The 22,004-nt window shown below is 69.4% G+C and carries 12 protein-coding genes; 5 read left to right on the forward strand and 7 right to left on the reverse strand.

Annotation, left to right across the window (positions count from 1 at the left end):
* Positions 1-36 precede the first annotated feature (36 nt).
* The 3 genes from ACZ58V_RS26075 to ACZ58V_RS26085 are packed head-to-tail and all read right to left on the reverse strand — an operon-like array spanning position 37 to position 12,814.
* Positions 37-4,539: an Eco57I restriction-modification methylase domain-containing protein gene (locus tag ACZ58V_RS26075; protein WP_471292786.1), complete on the reverse strand. Its 4,503-nt coding sequence runs from the start codon at positions 4,537-4,539 to the stop codon at positions 37-39.
* Positions 4,536-7,550 (reverse strand): helicase-related protein, encoded by a 3,015-nt coding sequence (locus ACZ58V_RS26080; protein WP_471292789.1) that lies wholly within the window; start codon positions 7,548-7,550, stop codon positions 4,536-4,538. The genes ACZ58V_RS26075 and ACZ58V_RS26080 overlap by 4 nt, the downstream gene beginning before the upstream one ends.
* Positions 7,547-12,814, reverse strand: coding sequence for a DEAD/DEAH box helicase (locus ACZ58V_RS26085; protein ID WP_471292792.1), 5,268 nt, complete (start codon positions 12,812-12,814; stop codon positions 7,547-7,549). Before ACZ58V_RS26085 ends, ACZ58V_RS26080 begins: the two co-directional genes overlap by 4 nt.
* A gap of 190 nt (positions 12,815-13,004) precedes the next feature.
* Here ACZ58V_RS26085 and ACZ58V_RS26090 point away from each other — a divergent pair, with 190 nt between their 5' ends.
* From ACZ58V_RS26090 to tyrS, 3 genes are all read left to right on the forward strand, one after another.
* The gene (locus ACZ58V_RS26090; RefSeq protein WP_471292795.1) at positions 13,005-14,528 is read left to right on the forward strand and encodes a TldD/PmbA family protein; all 1,524 of its coding nucleotides are present in this window, start codon (positions 13,005-13,007) and stop codon (positions 14,526-14,528) included.
* Positions 14,525-15,919: a metallopeptidase TldD-related protein gene (locus tag ACZ58V_RS26095; protein WP_468193070.1), complete on the forward strand. Its 1,395-nt coding sequence runs from the start codon at positions 14,525-14,527 to the stop codon at positions 15,917-15,919. The genes ACZ58V_RS26090 and ACZ58V_RS26095 overlap by 4 nt, the downstream gene beginning before the upstream one ends.
* Positions 15,920-15,991: 72 nt before the next feature.
* Positions 15,992-17,260 (forward strand): tyrosine--tRNA ligase, encoded by a 1,269-nt coding sequence (tyrS, locus tag ACZ58V_RS26100; RefSeq protein ID WP_468193072.1) that lies wholly within the window; start codon positions 15,992-15,994, stop codon positions 17,258-17,260.
* A gap of 60 nt (positions 17,261-17,320) precedes the next feature.
* Here tyrS and ACZ58V_RS26105 read toward each other — a convergent pair whose 3' ends face one another.
* Positions 17,321-17,596, reverse strand: a complete 276-nt coding sequence (locus tag ACZ58V_RS26105) for a GlsB/YeaQ/YmgE family stress response membrane protein (protein ID WP_468193073.1) — start codon at positions 17,594-17,596, stop codon at positions 17,321-17,323.
* 244 nt (positions 17,597-17,840) lie between these two features.
* Between ACZ58V_RS26105 and ACZ58V_RS26110 the strand changes: the two genes are divergently transcribed.
* On the forward strand, positions 17,841-18,236 hold the full coding sequence (locus ACZ58V_RS26110) for a DUF3099 domain-containing protein (protein ID WP_468193075.1): 396 nt from the start codon (positions 17,841-17,843) through the stop codon (positions 18,234-18,236).
* Between the two features lie 207 nt (positions 18,237-18,443).
* Complete coding sequence (locus ACZ58V_RS26115; RefSeq protein ID WP_471292799.1) at positions 18,444-18,659, forward strand: hypothetical protein; 216 nt, start codon at positions 18,444-18,446, stop codon at positions 18,657-18,659.
* A gap of 64 nt (positions 18,660-18,723) precedes the next feature.
* On the opposite strand, the gene moaA is transcribed toward ACZ58V_RS26115, so the two are convergent.
* From moaA to ACZ58V_RS26130, 3 genes are all read right to left on the reverse strand, one after another.
* On the reverse strand, positions 18,724-19,713 hold the full coding sequence (gene moaA, locus ACZ58V_RS26120) for a GTP 3',8-cyclase MoaA (RefSeq protein WP_468193078.1): 990 nt from the start codon (positions 19,711-19,713) through the stop codon (positions 18,724-18,726).
* A 171-nt stretch (positions 19,714-19,884) separates the two neighbouring features.
* Complete coding sequence (locus ACZ58V_RS26125; RefSeq protein WP_468193080.1) at positions 19,885-21,510, reverse strand: solute symporter family protein; 1,626 nt, start codon at positions 21,508-21,510, stop codon at positions 19,885-19,887.
* Positions 21,507-21,863 carry a DUF485 domain-containing protein gene (locus ACZ58V_RS26130; protein ID WP_468193081.1) on the reverse strand — a complete coding sequence of 119 codons (357 nt, stop codon included), beginning with the start codon at positions 21,861-21,863 and terminating at the stop codon, positions 21,507-21,509. Before ACZ58V_RS26130 ends, ACZ58V_RS26125 begins: the two co-directional genes overlap by 4 nt.
* Positions 21,864-22,004 lie beyond the last annotated feature (141 nt).

Consider the following 22,004-nt stretch of genomic DNA (forward strand, 5'->3'; position numbering starts at 1 on the left):
GACGGCCACTTCTGGGTACGTCGGCGCGCCGGGCAGTTACTCGTCGCCGGAGGAGAAGATGTCGAGTTGTATGTCGACTCCTTCGACCTCCTCCAGACCGAACAGGCCACCGCCCAACTGATCGACCTCGGAGACCTTCTTGGCCTTCTTGGCCGGGGACACCTTCTTCCTCTGAGTCGGCAGGTCGGCCGCCGGTGCAGGCGGTGACGGCGGGGCCACGCGGGTCAGAGGGCTGGTGCCGGGGTCGTGGCGGGGGCCTGCGCCCGGGGGCGGGTCGAGGGGGGTGACGTAGGGAGCGCCGGACGCCATCTCCTCGTAGATGCGGACGATTTCCTTCTTCGTGCGCTCGAACAGCTCCGGCTTTTTGTTGCGGAAGGCTCGGAAGCTGTCCATGACGAGATCGACGTCCTGGCGCTCGATGCCGTAGAGGTGGAAGTACGCGGCGTCGAGTTCGGCACGCATGAGGAAACGGCGCTCCTCGTCCCAGATGAAGGGGGCGTTTCCGTCACCGAGGTAGTTAGCCCAAGGAGCCATTTCGTAGGAGGTATAGGTGAGTTCGAGTACGCGTGAGCGGATCCAGGGCTCGGGGGGCTGATCGCCGAGCCAAGGGACGGGCTTGGCGTACTGGTAGGGGGCTAGAACGGGGAGCTGCTCGAATGTGAAGTAAGCGAGGGATGCACCCGCGTGCTTCTGCTTGGCCGTGAAGTCGAGGACATAGACCGAGAGGTTCGCCAGGAGCAGGTCCGGCACGTAAGCCGGAAACACCAGAGGAAACTTGTGGCCTACGGCAGTTCGAGGCAGTACCGATGCAATGACCGTCCGCTGGTCCGCCGCCCGGCACACATCCCGCCACCCAAGCAGCCAGTCGTGCGGCCATTCCGTTTCCGGCCTACGTGGATCTGACGCCAGTCGATCCTCCACCTCAGCTTCGGGAATCCAGTGGCGCGGCAATGGGACGGCCGCAGGGTCGCGATGGGCGTCAGTGTCTAGTCGCGGCAAGGTGCGTAGTTTGAGCTGGGCCTCAGTGGCGTTCTCGAACGTCGAGAAACGGCTGTCGAATTGATGGACCAACTTGGCCTCGTAGAGCGGAAGGTATCGTTCGCTGCCCTTCGCAAAGACGTTGCCGTCTCGGACCCAACCATCGTCCGCCAGAGTTCCAGCGTCCCGGAATAGCTTGGCATCGCTCGACATATTGACCATCTGCGAGTACCGCAGTCCCCCCCACGGGCTTGCCAAAGCCGAGTTGCCGCGTTTGTTCCACAACACGGGCACCTCCTCGTGGATTGCCTGCAGAACCGCGAGGTACCTCGGCCCTTCGCAGACAGGAGAAGTACAGGTATTGGGGTTGATCTTACGGAAGCCTTTAGCGTCCAGTGTGAACTCCCGCGCGTCCAGCTGATCCGGCCGTCGGGCCCGAAAAGCCATCCGGACCCGCTCGTACGCCCGGGCTGGACCGCCGAACGTGAACAAGCAGTAGCGGTACGAGTGGTGCACGTCCGCGAACAGCTTCTCCTCGTTCTCCAGATCGAGCACCGTCGCCAGTTGCCGCCGTTCCACCAGATCTGCGAAGAAGACCGACGTCGTCTTGTCTGTGGCGATACCTGTAGGCAGCACCAAGCCTGCCACGCCCTTCGGGGCGAGCAGGAAACGGGCTCGCTCAGCGAACACGGCGTAAAGATTCACTCGCCCCGCACCCGTCAGCGGGTAGAGGCCCGAGTCGCGCAGCATCGCCAACGTGCCTTTGGCCTCCCTGTGGGCTGTCAGGAAACCTCGATGCAGCTCGCGATCGGCCTCAATCGGGTTGCCGTGCTCATCCGTGCTGAAACGCAGCTGGTCGATCAGAGGCTTTCGCTGCGCCGACGCTGCATCCGCGATCTCATCGTGGCGAGCCGCGAACCACTCCTTCTCCTGAAGCTCGACCCGCTCCCACGGCGGATTCCCCAGCACCGCGTCGAAGCCCCCCTGCCACCCCGTGGCCGGGTTCGCGTCTTCTGCCTCGCTGTCCTCGACCCGGAACACACGGGGGAACTCCAGGTGCCAGTGGAAGAAGCGGTTACGGGAGACGATGTCGCGCAGTTCACGCTCTCCCGCGCGCTCCCTCCACTCCACCTCCTCGTCCGTCTCCTCGACGGGCTCCTCCCCCATCTTCGGCTCGGGCTTCGGGATGCCCTCCAGCAGCTGGTCCTTCTCCAGCTTGGCCAGGGTCCCCGTAGTGATCGGAGCGGGCGCGTCCGCGCGCTTGGGCCAGATGAACGCCGCGCACCACGCGTCGGCGACCTTCTTGAGCCGCTTGAGCTCCGGGTCGCGCTCGAACTCCCGGTGGCGCTTGGCCAGTTCGCGGATGGCCGCGAGGCCCTTGCCGACCGGGCGCCTGGCGGCCTCCTCGGCGGCCACGCGTACCGTCGCCGTGCCGGCGTTGGTCGCGGGCTCGCCGAGCTGGGTCTGGACCCAGACCGCGACGCCCTTGAGTTCCTTGCGGTTGCGGTCGCGGGCCTCGGTGACCGCCTTGGGCTCGTCGCCCTCCAGCTTCTTGAACGCCGTCTCGGGGATTCCCGTCTCCAGGAGCGTCGGCGTCGTGCCGAGGAGGGCGTTGCCGACTTTGATGCGGTCGTCGAGGTAGGCCAGCGGCTCACCGGGGGTGAGGGATTCCAGCCACAGGGACACCTTGGCGATCTCCGCCGCCAGGGGGTTGATGTCGACGCCGTGGACGCAGTTGCGTACGACCTTGGACATCGCCTCGCGGATCCGCTCCGGCGCGGGTTCCAGCTCGTCGTCGTACATCTGGGCGTAGCGCAGCGCGATACGGCGGGCCGCGGCGACCAGGACGTGTCCTGATCCACAGGACGGGTCCACGAAACGGATCTTGAGCAGGTCGTCCGGGATGCCGGAGGCCCCGTGCTTCTCGATGACCGGGTCGAGGGCGTTGTCGAGGAGTTTCTCGATCAGGACGGACGGGGTGTAGTAGGAGCCGGTGGTCTTGCGCTTGTTGCCCGCCACCAGGTCCTGGAGCCAGAACTCGTTCTTCGCGGGGTTGTGGCGCGGGATGAGTTCCAGGAGGGATTCGTAGACGCTGCCGAGTTCGTCGGCGCCGAGGTGGCGGTAGTCGACCCGGGTGGGGCGGCCCTGGCGGTCGTACACCCGGGAGAGCAGCTTGATGGCGGCGAGGAGGTTCTCGTTCGGCAGGTCGGCCGCGCGCAGGGGCTCGGGGCTGCCGGGCAGCAGCGCCGCCCACTCGGAATCGTCCTCCTCGAAGCGGAAGTACAGGCCCCCGAGTTCGGGGAGGGCGAGTGCTTCGAGGCCGCCCTCCTGCCCGAGGGCGTTGAGGACCGTGCGCAGCCCGACCCACAGGTCGGTGTTGCGGTCGCCCGGCCTGCGGGAGGCGATGCGGCGCAGGCGGGCCGTGGAGAAGTAGCGGGTGTAGAGGTCACGGGCCTCGTCCAGCGCTTCGGCTTCCTCGGGGGAGGTGTCGTCCTGGGGGCGCAGCAGGAGGGCGTCGCGGTCCTCCGCGACGAACAGGAACACCAACTGGTAGGCAAGGCGGAGCAGTTCGTGATGGAAGTCGTCCAGGGCCGCCTTGCCGCCGCGGGTGAGGGCTTCACCGAGGCTCGGGTTGGCCTCCAGGAAGCCGCTGCCGAGGATGCCGAGGGCCGCCTTGACCTGGTTACGCAGGCGGTCGCGGGCGCGGATGCCGGTCTCGATGGCGAAGGCGCGCCACCATTCGATGCGACAGTCGGCGGGGGTCAGTTCGTCGATGTCGTCCGCGGAGCTCGCGGCTTCGTCGAGGGTGCCCTCCTCGGCCTCGGCGTCGTCCTCCGGCTCGTCGGCGACGGCCGCCGTACGGCGCTTCTTCTCCGGCTTGGCCGTGAGCTCGAAGCGGGAGGCGTGAAGCATCGCGTACAGGAGCTGGAAGTCCGCGAACTGGTCGCCGCCGAAGATCGCGTCGAGATCGAACTCAACGTACGCGGAGCCGACGAGCGCGGTGGAGTCCCGCAGGACGCGCAGCACCCTGCCGTTGGAGAGCAGGGCCCACAGGTGCTTGTCGGAAACGTTGAGGAGTTCCTGGAGCATCGACTGGGGGGCTCGGTCGTTGCCGATCCCCCGGTCGAGGTGGGTGTCCCAGCGCAGAAGGTGGACGGGCAGGTGCGACTGCCAGAGATGGCTGACGCGGTACGAGCCCGGGTCGCGGCCGGGGACCAGGATGCCGGGCCGTTTGGGTACGGCAGTACGGCCCGCGTAGCCCAGCTCGTCGAGGAGGACGCTCAGCCATTCCTTGTAGGTCAGCTTCGTCGAGTCAGCTTCGGGGCCGAGCGTCGCCAGCTGCTCGCGGAAGGAGGCGTACGTGGCCTTGAGGTACTCCCACTTGCGGCTGGCCGCGTCCTCCACGCGCACGCCGCGCGGCAGGCCGTAGTCGGCGGGGGCGGCGCCGGGGAGTTCTTTGTCGCCGAAACGGATCTTGTTGATCAGGTCGGCGGAGAGCAAAGCCCCTTCTACGCGCACCGCCGTGCTCGCCGGGAGGTGATCGGGGGCGAGAGTCGTCACCTGGAGCCTCCGGGGCGCTTGACGTACACATAGACACCGAGCAGGTCGGGGTCGCCTGCCGGGTCGGCGGTGATGTTGCGGACCGCGGCGGCGCCGCGTGCCCGGCCGCGTTCGCCGGCGGCCTCGCGTACCCGCTTGTGGGCGGCTTCGAGGCGACGGGCCACGTCACGGCCGTGGGCGATGAGACGCTGCTCCACCTCTTCCTCGTCGAGTTCCTCGAGGGCCCGGCCGATCTGCTGCTCGCGCATGGAGGGGATCGTGTTGCGGTCGGGGGCGGCGCGCAGCAGGTCCGCGATCTCCTCGTCGGTGAGCCATTCCCGGGCGCCGTCCCCGGTGGCCCGCCAGGCCAGCAACTGGGCGTCCTCGGCGACCAGTTCGTGCGGCCGGCCCTTGCCGGGGCCGGTGCGGCGGGGCGGGAGGGTCAGACGGAAGCGATAGCGGGCGAGGAGCAGCACGGTACGCGCCTCGACGGCGGTGGTCCGGATGACGCCGAGTCGTCGGGCGGGGCGGTCGTGCTCGGACAGTTTCGGGTCGAGGGCTGAGTCCAGGACGTAGCGGGCCACGGCCCGTACGGCCGGGTCGCCGCGGAAGAGGGCGTGCTCGCCCGCCGCGACCGGCAGGTCCTGCCGGAACACGAGCTCGCGTGCGGCCGTCGTCGTGCGTGCCCGGCCCTTCGCGGCCGTGCGCGCGGGCGCCGGGGCGGCTCCGGGCCCTTCGCTCTGGTCCGGGTCCTCGTAGATGCCGAGCGCATGGCGCAGGCCACGCGGCAGCGGGCCCGCCGGGGCGGTGAACCCGGTGGAGCGCGGGTCGGGGCGTACCGGCGAGCCGAGCGCCTTCAGCGTCTCCCGGGTGAAGTCCGCGATGTCGGCGGGCTCGCCCAGCGCCTGGCGCAGGGCCGCCAATTCGGCCTGGACCTCGTCGGGTCGCAGGCCGCTGTGGGCGAACTTGGTCAGGACCTTCGACTCGCGGTCGGCGGCGCTGTCCCACTCCTTGTGCAGCCGCTCCCTGGCCTGGCTGAACAGTTCGTCGGTGCCGAAGTCGAGGGTGAGCTGCTCGTCGACGCCCTGGCCGCGCACCAGGAGGCTGTTGGCCAGTGCGCGCAGTACGCCGTCGCCACCGTCGGGGACGGGGACGACGACGCCGATCTGCTGGGCGATGTCCCGGTGCTTGCGGATGAGGACGTCCAGGACGAGGCCGTCGATGCCGGTGTCGGTGTCGTACAGAGTGACCGCCCGGACGTTCTCACGGGACTGTCCGAAGCGGTCGACGCGGCCCTCGCGCTGCTCGTGCCGGGTGGGGTTCCAGGACAGGTCGTAGTGGAGGACCGCGCCGAAGTCGTCCTGGAGGTTGACGCCCTCGGAGAGGCAGTCGGTGGCGACCAGGACGTGCCGGCCACGCTTGGCGGTGAGCTCGTCGATTCGGGCCTGGCGGGCGTCCGGGTGCAGCTTGCCGGTGACGGCGTCGACGTGGGCGCTGCGCCCGAGGGCGTCGGCCAGGTGCTGGGCGACGTACTCGGCCGTGGGGATGAAGCGGCAGAAGACGATCGGGTCGTAGCCGTCGACGAGGAGGCCCTTCACCTCCTCGACGAGAGTGCGCAGTTTGGTGTCGGTGTCGGGGCCCGCCAGGGCCGCGGCCCGGGCGGCGAACGCCTTCAGCTTGCGGCTGCCCCTGGCTCCGTCGCCGATGTCGTCCGTGTCGAGGAGGGAGCCGTGGACGGCGTCCATTCCCTCGGTGGCCTCGTCGTCGATGAGTTCCAGGGCTGCCGCGCGACCGATCCGGTCGGCCTCCTCCTCGCTGCGGGCGGCGGCGATCGAGGCGCGTGTGGTCAGCGTCTCGACGGCGGCCGCGGGTGAGGACAGCACGCAGCGCAGCAGGGTCAGTACGGACCACCAGGTGAGACGCTGCTTGAGAGAGCCGTCGGGTCGCCGGACCTGCTCGCGGGCGTAGGCGATGATGTCCCGGACGAACTGGGCATACTCTGAGCCCAGTTGATAAGGGACTTCGCGCAGTTTACGGTCGCTGGGGAACGGTGTGTCCTCGTCGAGGTAGTGCCTGATGTCGCGGCGGCGACGCTGCACGAAGTGGCGGGCGAGGCGGTCGCGGTGCGCGGGCAGCGAGGGGTCGAGGCCCTTCAGGCCGGGGTCGAGCAGTCCGGTGAGCTTGGCGAAGGCATGGGCGTCACCACTGTGCGGGGTCGCAGTTACAAGGACCAGATGGCGGTCCTCGTCCCGGGCGAGAGAGCTGAGGAGCTCGTAGCGCTGCTGGTGCCCGGTGCCCGCGCCGACGCACGTGTGCGCCTCGTCGACGATCAGCAGATCGGGGCAGGTGCGGCGGAACGCCTCACGGCGGTCCGACTGCTTGATGAAGTCGGTGGACACCACCGTGTAGGGGTAGCGCTGGAAGAGTGTCTGCCCCTGTTCCACCCCCTTCTGGAGCCTGGACGCGGTGGAGGGCAGGACGAGTTCCGCCTCCATGCCGAACTTCTCGCGCAGTTCGCTCTGCCACTGCTCGGCGAGCGACGGTGAGCAGAGCACCACCATGCCGGAGGCCGAGCCCTGCTCAATGAGTTCCTTGCCGATCAGGGCGGCTTCTACGGTCTTGCCGATACCGACGTCGTCGCCGATGAGGAGCCGTACGGTGTCCATGCGCAGCGCCATCATCAGTGGCACCAGCTGGTACTGGCGGGGCTGCACCGAGATGGACGCCAGCGAACGGAAGGGGCCGGCTCCGTGGCTGGCCGCGATGCGCAGGGCGGTGCGCAGCAGTCCGGCGGAGGCGAAGTCGCCAACCTCTCCGGGTACGGCCCGGGGCCTGCCGAAGCCGGGTTCCTCGATCTCGTGCGGGAAGAGCGCGGTGACGAACTCGCGGTCCCCGTCGAGAGGCTGCGCGATCACCAGGCCGCCGGGCGAGCCGGGCTGCACCACCCAGTCGCGGCCGCGGGCGGAGATCAGATCGCCGGGTGCGCGGGGAGGCGTCGTCGACTGCGCCGATCCGGTGCCGGGAGACGTCATCGGACACTCCGTCCGATGCCGAAGACGTCTGGGTGTGCAAGCACTGCGTTCTCCCACTCCTTGGTGTCCGCGCCGGCCCGGATGACCAGCCAGCCGTCGTCGATCAGCCGGAACTCGGTCTGCCGGTCGAGATGCCGGCCGCCCGGTTCGTCCACATAGACGGCGACGTCCGCGCCCGGAAGGCGGTAGACGACATCGGGCCGGGCCGAGTCACCGGACCGCTCGGGGTGCGTCTCGTCGGGGAGACGGTGGCCCGAGCGGCCCAGCCACTCTACAAACTCGGCGACCGGTCCCCGCGCGTGCTCCGTGGCCAGGGCGAGCACCTGTGCCCGTTGCGCCGCGGGCGTCACCTGTCGCTCGCCCCGGGTGGTCGACGCGGCCATCCGCATCAGGACGGGGACGACGACGAGCCGGTCGATACGGGTGTGGAAGCGCTGGTTGCTGTACGTGAGCAGGCAGTCGTAGCAGCCCCGCTCGCAGCGCTCCACGGCACCCGGGGCCTGACCGAGGTCGCGGCCGTCGTCCGGGTCGACGTGAATGATCCGCAGAGCGGTCCGGGCCACCTGGGCGAGGGCTTCGGGGTCGTCGTGGAGGAGCCTGAGCACGCCTGCTCCGCCTTCGGCTCCCTCGATGAGGAGCATCCGGCCGCGTTGCTCGTCGTCCGGGAGGTCCTGGCTGTCTAGCTCGGAGTCCTCGAGCTGGTAGCGGGCCTCTATGCCGCGCTCCAGGGCGTAACGGAGAGTGACGGCGACCGTTTCGTCGTCGACTGGCTCGGCAAGGCGCAGGACAGCGATGTTCTTGCGGTCCTCGACATAGGGGATGACCTGGAGGGTGCGGTCCGCGGAGGCGAACGGGCTCAGGGCCTCGTCCTCAGCCGATGCCTCCTGGATCTCATTCGCCTTCTTGGCACTGAGCCACCGGCCCTGGATCGGGTCGAGCCAGAAGCCGCGGTCCGAGGGCTGCTTCCGCTTGCGGCGGCCGATGTTGAAGACCCGGACCCGTGCCGTGTCGCCGTAGCTCACGGTCAGCACCGGACCGTCGTCATCCGCCGCGGTGGCGTCCAGCCGCCCGCCGCCCTGCGAGAACTGGTAACCCGTCAGCAACTCGAAGCCGGACCTGAGGCGTTCCTCCTCGTCGGAGGAGATCCGGCGCACCGGTGACGCGTGCACCGTGGACAGGAGCATGGTCCGGCTCAGCGTGAGGGAGAGCGGCACCCCGCAGTCGTCGCACCGGTCGAACCCGTCCGAACGGTCGAACCAGGTACCGCAGGTGCCGCAGATCCGCACATCGCTGGTGGCCACCTGACCAGGGGTGGCCCCCATGGGGACCTGCACCCGGTCGACGGCGTACCGCTGGCCCTCGTGGTAGATCAGCGCCCCGGGACCGAACTCGGAGATCGCGATGAAGCGGGGGCGCTGAATGTATGCCCCGTTCTTCTGACCGAGCCTTCCTTCGCCCCGCTGCCCGGGGATGTAGGCGGCGAGCGGAAGGCGGGGGAAGGAGTAACCGGGGAGGAACCCCTCGGATGCGAAGTAACGGTAGGTGTAGAAGTCGCTGAAGGACTCCTCGCTGTCCTCGTTGCGCAACAGTTTCAGCTGGTTCTCGGCCTCGGCCCGGCGTGCCTGGGCGATGCGGCGGCGGCTGGGATCGACTGAGAGATCACCTGCGATGCGGTGCTGTTCCTCACGCTCGGCGAGCGCCGCGCGGTACAGGCGGCGCCAGCGCTCACAGTCCTCGTCGAAGCGGCGCAGTGCGGTGCGCACGACGTCCTCGATCCATCCGTCGTACCACCAGGTGGTGCGTGCCCGGAGGTCGTCGACGAGCGGTTCGAGCACTGCGGTGGCGCGGTCGATGGCCCGGCGGCGGGCCGCCTCGCTGGCGAGCTGGGTGCGCATGCCCTCGGTGAGCCGGAGAGGCACCGGCTCACCGGGCGCATGTGCGGTGGCTTCGGCGTCGATGAAGTCGGTCATGCGCTGGCCGAGGGCGGCTCCCGTCTCGGCCAGCCAGATCGCGTGGACGTGGCTGCGCAGCAGTTCCTCGTTGGCCAGGTCGAGGCGGGGTGGGGTGACACTGCCCGCGACCATCAGCTCGGGGCGCCGGAAGTAGTACTGGTCATGGGCACTGCCCGTCGAGCAGTACGTGGTGACCAATGCGGGCTGCCCGGAACGGCCGGCGCGGCCCGATCGCTGGGCGTAGTTGGCCGGGGTCGGCGGGGCGTTGCGCATGGCCACCGCGTTCAGGGTGGCGATGTCGACGCCGAGTTCCATGGTCGGCGAGCAGTACAGCAGGCTGAGATCGCCGTCGCGGAACGCCTTCTCCCGCTTCTCCCTCAGGTCGGAGGGGACCTGCGCGGTGTGCTCCCGGGCTTCGATGCCCGTCAGCTGGGACGCGGTGTCTCGGTAGAGGTCTCTGAAGTAGGTGTTGACGTAGGGCTCGGCGTCCGGATCGCTGACCTTGCGCAGCGGGTCGGGCTCGGGAGCGAGCCCGTCACCCGGCAGCCAACGCAGGGCGGCGGCTCTGACCTGGTGGCCGAGTGAGCCGTCCCGCTCCTCGCGGACGATCGCGACCAGACCCTGGGTTTCCAAGACGCGCAGCAGGCCGCGGATCACCGCGTCCGCGTCGGCGACGGACATGCGCTTACCGGCAAGCCCGGGAATCTGGTGGAACTGGTCGGGGCGGCGCAGGAAGCGGCCGTACGCGCCGAGGCCGCTGAGGTAGATGGCCTCGCCGGAGGGGGCGCCCTTGGGGCCGCTGCCGGGGAAGGCGACCCGCGAGGGCACGCCGGGCTCCTTCGGCGGGAGCGCCCAGACGCCGAGCAGGTGGGCCTCGGACTGGCGCCGGAGCTGGTCGAACCCTGCCTGCGTCAACAGCGGCTCGTCGACGGCGAGGGACCGGCGGAGCTCGTCCAGAAGGACTCGGGCGACGTACTCGCGGTGTTCGGGAGAGTCACCGGCGAGCGCCGCGGGTGCGTCCTGCCAGCACTCCTGGTCGGCTGCGATCTCCCGCAGGTCCGTGTACTCGAAGCGCAGCAGTCCGGTCTGGGTGAGGTTGGGCATGGTGATGCGCCAGCCGCGTTCGAGATCCGCGTTGACACGGTAGGCGAGGACCGCTCGCAGGGCGGAGCGGGCGGACTCCCGTTGGCTGTACTTGGCTCCGGGGTTGCGGGCGAAGTCCTCCATGCTCAGGCCCAGCGCCTCCTCGACGGCCTGCGGCAGCGCGTCGTGGCGCAGCCCCGCCGGGCCTGCGGCGGCGAGTGCCCGGTACAGGGCACCACGGATCTGTGTGACCTGGGCGAAGTCGTTGAAGTGCCCGGCCTGGAGACTGGCGTCCTGACGGTTGTCGACGAAGGTGAGGAGCTTGCGCGCCCGTTCGTCGATGTCCTGCTGGCCGCGCAGGGAGCGCACCACGCTGGAGCTGATGAGGGAGACCGCCGAGCTGCGGCCCTCGGCCGCGAAGGTGGCGAGCTTCGCGAAATCACGGGCGCGCAACTGTTCGTGGCTGACGCGACAGCGCAGACAGAAGCGGAAGGGGGCGGCGATCCACCAGGCGCGCATTCCGTCCCCGGTTCCGGCAACGACCGCTCCGTCCGGAGCCAGCCGCACCTCACGCGGGACGTCACCGCTGCGGGCCTGCACGATGGAGCGTGACCCGTCATCGGCGGTCTCGACCCAACTGTCGGGCAGCCTTCCCAGGATCTCGTCGGGAGCGGTTGGCCAGGGCCGCTCCTCACTGACGTAGAGGTAGCCGTCGCCGTCCTCGGCGGGGGCCTCGGGATCCCTGCGCGCGACGAAGCGCTGCCCGGCCGCGCCTTCCTCGCGGGTGACCACCAGGTATTCGTGGCCGCAGTCCCGGCAGAACGCCAGCGGAATCAGCGGCTTGTCCCGCTGTGCGGGCACGCTGACCTGGTACTGGCTGGTCAGGTGGCGCTGCCCCGATGGTTCGAGACTCGTGTAGACGGTGTCACCCTTGGAGAGGAACTGGTGAAGCCTGAAGGCGAACAGCGGACGTCTGTGCTGCGGGTGCAGCGCCTTCGCGCCGACTCTCAGGACGGCCTCGATCGCCGCGTGGCACGTCTCCTGGTGCTCGCCGCAGTCCTCGCTGAGCGCGGCTGCCGCGGCGGGCACCGTGATCGGCGTCCGGCGCACCAGCCCGCCGCGGACTCTTTCGTCCTCGACCAGGCCGAAGGAGTCCTCCACCCAGATCGCGAGGGGATCGACCTTCAACACCGAGTAGTCGCGCGACAGCGCGTGCGGTTCCTGCGCGGCCCGGCGGACGGAAGCGGACAGCCCCGCTCTCCGCTCGGCAGCGGGGAAGGCGAGGTAGGCCCCCGGGTCGGTGGACCGCTCCAGCGTCTCGCCGATGACGTTGTCGGGCCGCACCGGCGTACCGAACAGCCGGGATGCGACGTCGGCGACCTTTTCCTGGGCGTCCTCGAACGTGGCGGCGCTGGCCATGGTGGCGGACGTACCGATGCACTGGAGATCAGGGGCGGCACAGGCGTCCCGGAGCCTGCGGACGAGGAAGGCGACATCCGCCCCCTGCCTGCCGCGATAGGTGTGCAACTCGTCGAGAGCCAGAAACCTGAGGCCCTGGGCTGCCCCGATGAGTTCCTCCCGCTCGTGGGGGCGCGTGAGGAGGTACTCCAGCATCACGTAGTTCGTCAGCAGAATGTCCGGCTTGGAACGCAGTACGGCCGCTTTCCCCTCGGCATTCTCCTGACCGGTGTACCGAGCGAAAGTGACTCGGCGGTCCGCCTCGGGGATCCCCCATTGCAGATAGCGAGCGAGTTCGTATTCCTGACTGTTGGCGAGCGCGTTCATAGGATAGACGACAATTGCCGAAATGCCGTCGGGGTTCGGATGGCGCAGCACCTCGTTGACGATAGGAAGGATGTAGGCGAGGCTCTTGCCGGATCCGGTCCCCGTCGTGAGGACGTATGAATCCCGGCGAGCCGCCGCATCGATCGCCTCCCGCTGGTGGCGGTGGAGCCTCAGGGTCCGGGAGCCAGGGTCATCCTCGTGTTCCTTTACGCGGAAATAGTCGCGGCACATGGGGTGCAGAACGTCGGCATCGACCAGTTCAGCGACAGTTCCGCCACTGCGGAAATTCGGATTGAGAGAGATACGGGGGTCGGGCCAGCGAGCCTTGCGCTCCCGCTCCTCATCAAGGTGCTGCTGAATACCCCTGTCCCGGACGGATACCAGCGAACTTGTGAAGGCGCCATAATCACTGATCAGATTCTGGTGGACCCCGAAGATGTCCATCGTCGCCTGTGCTCCCCTACTGCTGTAACGGCTGTGTCAGCGCCGTTGCCCGGACAACGCCCCCCGGTCGCCGACGGTGCATCAGCCTACTGCCATCGGCACTCCAAGAACGCGCAAACAGGTGGCTGCCGACCGGCGCCCCACGGCATGGTTCACTGCGGACATCCGCAGAACAGACGGGGAGAGCTTCATGGCCCATGCCATCGACGAAACATTCCTGAACCTGCCCCTCAAGGCTCTGGCCGACGCGGCCCTCGCACGCGCGCGTGCGCTGGGCGCCGAGCACGCGGACTTCCGGTTCGAGCGGGTGCGGGGCGCCTCCTGGCGGTTCCGGGACGCCAAGCCCGCCGGGTCGTCGGACACCACCGACCTCGGGTACGCGGTGCGGGTGGTGCACGGCGGTACGTGGGGTTTCGCGTCCGGCGTCGACCTCAGCCTGGACGCCGCCGCCAGGGTCGCCGGGCAGGCGGTGGCCATGGCCAAGCTGTCCGCGCAGGTGATCAAGGCGGCCGGGTCCGACGAGCGCGTGGAGCTGGCGGGCGAGCCCGTGCACTCCGAGAAGACCTGGGTCTCGTCGTACGAGATCGATCCGTTCACCGTGCCCGACGAGGAGAAGGCCGGGCTGATCGCGGACTGGAGCGCGCGGCTGCTGGCGGCCGACGGGGTGGACCATGTCGACGCCTCGCTGCTCACCGTCCACGAGAACAAGTTCTACGCCGACACCGCGGGGACGGTTACCACGCAGCAGCGGGTACGGCTGCACCCGGTGTTCAACGCCGTGTCGGTGGACGAGTCGAGCGGCGAGTTCGACTCGATGCGCACACTGGCGCCGCCCGTGGGACGCGGCTGGGAGTACCTGCGGGGCACCGGCTGGGACTGGGAGGGCGAGCTGGAGCGGATCCCGGAGCTGCTCGCCGAGAAGATGCGCGCGCCGAGTGTCGATCCGGGCCTGTACGACCTGGTCGTCGACCCGTCCAACCTGTGGCTGACCATCCACGAGTCCATCGGGCACGCGACCGAGCTGGACCGGGCGCTCGGCTACGAGGCCGCCTACGCCGGCACGTCCTTCGCCACGTTCGACCAGCTGGGCAGGCTGCGCTACGGCTCGGAGCTGATGAACGTCACCGGCGACCGGACCGCCGAGCACGGGCTCGCCACCATCGGGTACGACGACGAGGGCGTCGAGGGCCAGTCCTGGGACCTCGTCAAGGACGGCACGCTCGTCGGCTACCAGCTGGACCGGCGGATCGCGAAGCTGACCGGGTTCGAGCGCTCCAACGGGTGCGCCTACGCCGACTCCCCCGGGCACGTGCCGGTGCAGCGCATGGCCAACGTGTCGTTGCGGCCGGACCCGGCCGGGATGTCGACCGAGGACCTGATCGGGGGCGTGGAGCGGGGGATCTACGTCGTCGGCGACCGGTCCTGGTCGATCGACATGCAGCGCTACAACTTCCAGTTCACGGGGCAGCGCTTCTACCGGATCGAGAACGGGCGGCTCGCCGGGCAGCTGCGGGACGTGGCCTACCAGGCGACGACCACCGACTTCTGGGGCTCCATGTCCGCCGTCGGTGGTCCGGCAACCTATGTCCTGGGCGGCGCCTTCAACTGCGGCAAGGCCCAGCCGGGGCAGGTCGCGGCCGTGTCGCACGGCTGCCCGTCGGCCCTCTTCAAGGGCGTCAACATTCTGAACACGACCCAGGAGGCCGGTCGATGAGCGCGCGTTCCAGCAAGCCGCACGAGGTCGTCGAGCGCGCCCTCGAACTGTCCCGGGCGGACGGCTGTGTCGTCATCGCCGACGAGCAGTCCACCGCCAACCTGCGCTGGGCGGGCAACGCCCTGACCACGAACGGCGTCACGCGCGGGCGCACGCTCACCGTCGTCGCCACGGTCGACGGCAAGGAGGGCACGGCCTCGGGTGTGGTGTCGCGGTCCGCCGTGACCGCCGACGAGCTGGAGCCCCTGGTGCGGGCCGCCGAGGCCGCCGCGCGCGGTGCCGGGCCCGCCGAGGACGCGCAGCCGCTGGTCACGGGCGTGGCCGCGAGCCCGGAGTTCACGGAGGCGCCCGCCGAGACCTCCTCCGCGGTGTTCGCCGACTTCGCCCCGGCGCTCGGCGAGTCCTTCGCACGCGCGCGTGCCGGCGGCCGGGAGCTGTACGGGTTCGCCAACCACGAACTGGTGTCGACGTACGTGGGCACTTCCACGGGGCTGCGGCTGCGGCACGACCAGCCGAACGGGACGCTGGAGCTGAACGCCAAGTCACCGGACCGGACCCGGTCCGCGTGGGCCGGGCGCTCCACGCGGGACTTCAAGGACGTCGACCCGGCGGCCCTGGACGCGGAGCTCGCGGTGCGCCTCGGGTGGGCCGAGCGGCGCGTGGAGCTGCCCGCGGGCCGGTACGAGACGCTGCTGCCGCCGTCGGCCGTGGCCGATCTGCTGATCTACCAGTTGTGGTCGGCGTCGGGCCGGGACGCGGTGGAGGGCCGCACGGTGTTCTCCAAGCCGGGCGGGGGCACGCGGGTCGGCGAGAAGCTGACCGACCTGCCGCTGACCCTGCGCAGCGACCCGAACGAGCCCGGCCTGGAGTCGGCGCCCTTCGTGATCGCGCACTCCTCCGGCGGCGACGAGTCGGTGTTCGACAACGGGCTGCCGCTGGCGGCGACCGAGTGGATGCGCGAGGGAGAGCTGCGGCACCTGACGACCAGCCGTCACAGCGCGGGCCTGACCGGTCTGCCGGTGGCGCCGGGCATCGACAACGTGATCCTGGACGGGGGCGAGGACCGCTCTCTGGACGAGATGGTCGCGAACACCGAGCGCGGGCTGCTGCTGACCTGCCTGTGGTACATCCGCGAGGTCGACCCGGCCTCGCTGCTGCTGACGGGCCTGACCCGGGACGGCGTCTACCTGGTCGAGAACGGCGAGGTGACCGGCGAGGTGAACAACTTCCGGTTCAACGAGACGCCGGTCGGTCTGCTGGGCCGGGTGACGGAGGCCGGGCGGACGGAGAAGACGCTGCCGAGGGAATGGAGCGACTGGTTCACCAGGGCCGCGATGCCGGCCCTGCGGGTGCCGGACTTCAATATGAGCTCTGTCAGTCAGGGCGTATAACCTCGTACCTGATTACGAGCCCCATCATTCGGGCCCACTCCATTCGAGCCCACTCAAGGAGATACGAGAACCGTGACGGACATCGTCGACGAGCTGAAGTGGCGCGGGCTGTTCGCCCTGTCCACTGACGAGGACGCTTTGCGCAAGGCGCTCGCGGACGGTCCCGTCACGTTCTATTGCGGCTTCGACCCGACGGCGCCGTCGCTGCACGTGGGGCACCTGGTGCAGGTGCTCACCGTGCGGCGGCTCCAGCAGGCCGGTCACCGGCCGCTGGCGCTGGTCGGCGGTGCCACGGGTCTGATCGGCGACCCGCGTCCGACGGCGGAGCGCACGCTGAACGACCCGGAGACGGTGACCGGCTGGGTCGGCAAGCTGCGTTCCCAGATCGAGCCGTTCCTGGCCTTCGAGGGCGAGAACGCTGCCGTCATGGTCAACAACCTCGACTGGACGGAGAACCTCTCCGCCATCGAGTTCCTGCGGGACATCGGCAAGCACTTCCGCGTCAACAAGATGCTGACGAAGGACTCAGTGGCCCGGCGCCTGGAGTCCTCCGAGGGCATCAGCTACACGGAGTTCAGCTACCAGCTCCTGCAGGGCATGGACTTCCTGCAGCTCTACCGGCGCTACGGCTGCACGCTCCAGCAGGGCGGCAGCGACCAGTGGGGCAACCTCACGGCGGGCCTGGACCTGATCCACCGCCTTGAGCCGGACGCCACGGCGCACGCTCTGGCGACGCCGCTGATGACCAAGGCGGACGGCACCAAGTTCGGCAAGACCGAGGGCGGCGCCGTCTGGCTCGACCCGGAGATGACGACGCCGTACGCGTTCTACCAGTTCTGGCTGAACGTGGACGACCGGGACATCTCCAAGTACATGCGCATCCTGTCCTTCCGCTCGCGTGCGGAGCTGGAGGAACTGGAGCGGCAGACGGAGGAGCGTCCGCAGGCCCGTGCCGCGCAGCGCGCCCTGGCCGAGGAGCTGACGACGCTGGTGCACGGCGCGGACCAGACGGCCGCCGTGATCGCCGCGTCCAAGGCCCTCTTCGGGCAGGGCGAGCTGGCGGAGCTCGACGGCAGGACGCTGGCCGCGGCCCTGTCGGAGGTGCCGCACATCCAGGTCTCCGAGCTCGGCCCGGTCGTCGACCTGTTCGCCGAGGTCGGCCTGGTGGCCAGCAAGTCGGCCGCGCGCCGCACGGTCAAGGAGGGCGGCGCCTACGTGAACAACGTCAAGGTCGCCGGCGAGGACGCGGTCCCCGCCAAGGAGGACCTGCTGCAGGGCCGCTGGCTGGTGCTGCGCCGGGGCAAGAAGAACCTGGCGGCGGTCGAGGTCACGGGCGGCTGAGCACGCGCGGGGAGGGGGTCGTCTCCGGTGCGGAGGCGGCCCCCTTCGCCGTGCGCCCCGTCATGCGGTGCGTCTGTCTCCCCGGGCCGCCGTCCAGGCCTTGTCGCCGAGGCCGACGAGGATGATCGCCATCGCCAGCTGGAAGACGTGCCGCCACCAGTCGATACCCGATGTGGCGTCGACGCCGGCCGCCCGGGCGATGGCGTTGCCGGCGATGCCTCCGATGATGCCCAGGATGACGGTCAGCCACAGGGGGATGTGCTGCTTGCCCGGAATGATCGCCTTGGCGAGCAGGCCCAGTACCAGTCCCACGATGATCGCCCACAACCAGCCCATCGCTGCCTCCTCGTACGGCTCGACGTGAGCTCTACGGCCAGTGTCGGCCCAGGTGCCGTACGCCGCATGCCGGGGATGGCCGTACGCGCCACGGCCCACGCCGTTCGCCTCGGCCGGACGGGCCCCGGTCTCGTAGCGGGCGCAGGCTCGGCGTAACGTGGGAGCTGTCCTGGTCAGGTTCCCCGGCCGGCCGGGGACGGCCACGGGGCGGGGAGAGTCCGATACGGGCGGATGGTGGAATGCGATGCGGAAGCAGCATGGCGGCGGCAACGTCCAGGTTTTCCGGATCACCGGCGCCCGGACGGGACTTCAGGAAGACGTACGCGGGCGGCAGCGCCGGTACGTGATCTCGATGACGGTCCGCACGATCTCCGTGATCCTCGCGGCCACGTTGTGGAACGTCGAACGGCACGTCGCCATCGTGGCGTTGGTGCTCGGGCTGGTACTGCCGTACATCGCGGTGGTGATCGCGAACGCCGGGCGCGAGAACGCGCCGTCTCTGCCGTCGACATTCGTGGCGGCGCCGACGCGTCCGATGATCGCGCCGCCGGGTGCGCGGGACGGCTCCGCGGAATCCGCCGCGGAAGATGCCGTGTCCGGGCCCGCGCCGGGTGCGAAGACCGATTCGCACGAGCGATAGGGACGCCCGGGGGCGATCACAAACGGAAGTCATCTTCCCGCCAAGCTCAAGAAAAGCTCAGATCAATCATGTTGTTCAGGTGCCGGGCTCGGGGTTACCCGTGACATACTTCGTACGCGCTCCGCATCCCCCGTCGGAGCGACGGACCGACGCCGGGCAGCTCCCCCCGTGGCTGCTCGGCGTCGCCTTTTCTGGTGAGAAGAAGCTGTGAGTGACGAGACGCCCATCTGTTCCGCGAAGGGCTGCCGCGTCGACGCGGTGTGGGTGCTTGCGTGGAACAACCCGAAGATCCATACGCCGAAGCGGCGCAAGACGTGGCTCGCGTGTGACGAGCATCGCGAGCATCTGTCGCAGTTCCTCGGGGTGCGGGGATTTTTGAAGGACGTGGTTCTTCTGAAGGAGTGGGAAGCACCCGAGGGCTGAGGCTCCGCGTTCGGGTGCGGGCCGTGTGTGGTTGTTCGCGCAGTTCCCCGCGCCCCTGGGTGCCTCAACCACCGATCGCCGACATGGGACGGTCGGGCTGTACGAATGTCGGGTCGTCCAAGCCCGCGCCCGCCTTCTTGCCCCACATCGCCAGCCGCCAGATGCGGGCGATCTCCTCGTCCGGAGCGTCGGAGCGGAGGGCGGCGCGGAGGTCGGTTTCCTCCTGGGCGAAGAGGCAGGTGCGTATCTGCCCGTCGGCGGTGAGGCGGGTGCGGTCGCAGGCCGCGCAGAAGGGGCGGGTGACGGAGGCGATGACGCCGACCACATGCGGCCCGCCGTTCACCAGCCAGCGCTCCGCGGGTGCCGAGCCGCGCTTCTCCTCGCCCTCGGCGGTCAGCTCGAAGCGGGTGCGCAGGGAGGTCAGGATGTCGCCTGCCGTGATCATGCCGTCGCGCTTCCAGCCGTGCTGGGCGTCCAGGGGCATCTGCTCGATGAAGCGCAGCTCGTAGTCGTGCTCCACGGCCCAGGCGAGGAGGTCCGGGGCCTCGTCGTCGTTGAGGCCCGGCATCAGGACCGAGTTGACCTTGACCGGGGTCAGGCCGGCGTCGCGGGCGGCGTACAGGCCCTCGATGACGTCCTTGTGGCGGTCGCGGCGGGTGAGGGTCTTGAAGACGTCCGGGCGGAGCGTGTCGAGGGAGACGTTGACCCGGTCCAGGCCCGCCGCCTTCAGGGCGGTCGCGGTGCGCTTGAGGCCGATGCCGTTGGTCGTGAGGGACATCTGGGGGCGCGCGTCGAGGGCCGCGACGCGCTCGACGATGCCGGCCAGGCCGGGGCGCAGCAGGGGCTCGCCGCCGGTGAAGCGGACCTCCTCTATACCGAGGGAGGTGACCGCGATGTCGATCAGGCGGACGATCTCGTCGTCCGTGAGCAGGTCCGGCTTGGCCAGCCACTGCAGGCCTTCCTCGGGCATGCAGTAGGTGCAGCGCAGATTGCACCGGTCGGTCAGCGAGACCCTCAGGTCGGTGGCCTCTCGGCCGTAGGTGTCGATGAGCACGTGGGCCCCCTCCCTCGACGCGGATCGTGCCCGGAGCACTTCCTCTCCGACAGCTGCGAGCCTACGTGACCCCACCGACAACTCCACAGGCCCGATCCCACGACGCGGAACGCGGCCGCGCCGCAGGGACCTGGAGGTTCCTACGACGCGGCCGCGCGCGGGTGTTGGTGATCAGTGGGCGCCGGTGCCGGTCAGGGACCGGACCTCCAGCTCGGCGTACTTCTTGGCGTCCGGCTCCTCCTTGGACAGGACGGTGCCGAGCCAGCCCATGAGGAAGCCGAAGGGAATGGAGATGATGCCCGGGTTCTTCAGCGGGAACCAGGCGAAGTCCACCTCGGGGAACATCGCCTTGGGGTCGCCGGAGACGACGGGCGAGAACAGCACCAGGCCGACGGCGACGATCAGACCGCCATAGATCGACCACAGGGCGCCCTGGGTGGTGAAGCGCTTCCAGAACAGGCTGTAGAGGATCGTCGGCAGGTTGGCGGAGGCGGCGACCGCGAAGGCGAGGGCGACCAGGCCGGCCACGTTCAGGTCGCGGGCGAGGGCGCCGAGGCCGATGGAGACGACGCCGATGAAGACGGTCGCCCAGCGGGCCGCGCGGACCTCCTCGGCGCCGGACGCCTTCCCCTTGCGGATGACGTTGGCGTAGATGTCGTGCGCGAAGGACGACGACGAGGCGAGGGTGAGGCCGGCGACGACGGCGAGGATCGTCGCGAAGGCGACCGCCGAGATCGTGGCGAGCAGGATCGCGCCCCAGGTCGAGTCGACACCGCCGAGGTGCAGGGCGAGCAGGGGTGCCGCCGTGTTGCCGGACGGGTTGGACGCGACGATCTCCTCCTGGGAGATCAGCGCGGCGGCGCCGAAGCCGAGGGCGATGGTCATCAGGTAGAAGCCGCCGATGATGCCGATGGCCCAGTTCACCGACTTACGGGCGGCCTTGGCGTCGGGCACCGTGTAGAAGCGGATCAGGATGTGCGGCAGACCCGCCGTGCCGAGCACCAGGGCGATACCCAGGGAGACGAAGTCCAGCTTCGAGGTGCCGGTCATGCCGTACTGGAGGCCGGGTTCCAGGAAGGCGGCGCCCTTGCCGCTGTTCTCGGCGGCCGTGCCGAGCAGGTCGGAGATGTTGAAGTTGAACTTCAGCAGCACCAGGAAGGTGATCAGGATGGTGCCGCCGATGAGCAGCACGGCCTTGACCATCTGGACCCAGGTGGTGCCCTTCATGCCGCCGATGGAGACGTACACGATCATCAGCAGGCCGACGAGGGCGACGATGAGGATCTTGCCCGCGTCGGAGGTGATGCCGAGCAGCAGCGAGACGAGGACGCCCGCGCCGGCCATCTGGGCCAGCAGGTAGAAGATCGAGACGACGATCGTGGACGTACCGGCGGCGGTGCGGACGGGGCGCTGGCGCATGCGGTACGCGAGCACGTCGCCCATGGTGTAGCGGCCGGAGTTGCGCAGCGGCTCGGCCACCAGGAGGAGGGCGACCAGCCAGGCGACCAGGAAGCCGATGGAGTACAGGAAGCCGTCGTAGCCGAAGAGGGCGATCGCGCCCGCGATGCCGAGGAAGGACGCGGCCGACATGTAGTCGCCGGAGACCGCGAGTCCGTTCTGGAAGGCGCTGAACTGGCGGCCGCCCGCGTAGAAGTCGGCGGCGTCCTTGGTCTGGCGGCCGGCCCAGACGGTGATGCCGAGCGTGGCCAGGACGAACAGCGCGAACAGGGTGATGATCAGCGGCCGGTGCTCGCTGGCCTCGTTCGCGGCGAGCAGGGTGTGCTGTACGGAGCTCATGCGCCGCCCTCCATCCGGGACTTGATGGCCTCGGCCTTGGGGTCGAGCTTCACGGCGGCGTGCCGCGAGTACCACCAGGCGATGAGGAACGTGGTGAGGAACTGGGCGACGCCGAGGACGAGGGCGACGTTGATGTTGCCGAACAGCTTGGTGCCCATGAGGCCGCCCGCGTAGTTCGACAGCAGCACGTACAGCAGGTACCAGGCGATGAAGGCGACGGTCAGCGGGAAGGCGAAGGAGCGGTAGGAGCGGCGCAGTTCACCGAACTCCGCGCTCTCCTGCACCTCGGCGAACTCCTCGGGTGAGGGGAGTTTGTGTTGCTCTTTCGAGGGGGGCGGTGCATCGGTGGACACGGAGAGTCTCCTCGTGACGACGGAAGCGGTTTGAACGGGGACGGAGGCGAGTGTCCTCGCGCTCCCTGCTCAACGTCACGGCGGCACACGAGAACCGGTTCAACTGCCCGGCGTTCTTTCCGAAGTCGTTTCGGGAAACCG

This window comes from Streptomyces sp. NPDC040589, assembly GCF_055594445.1.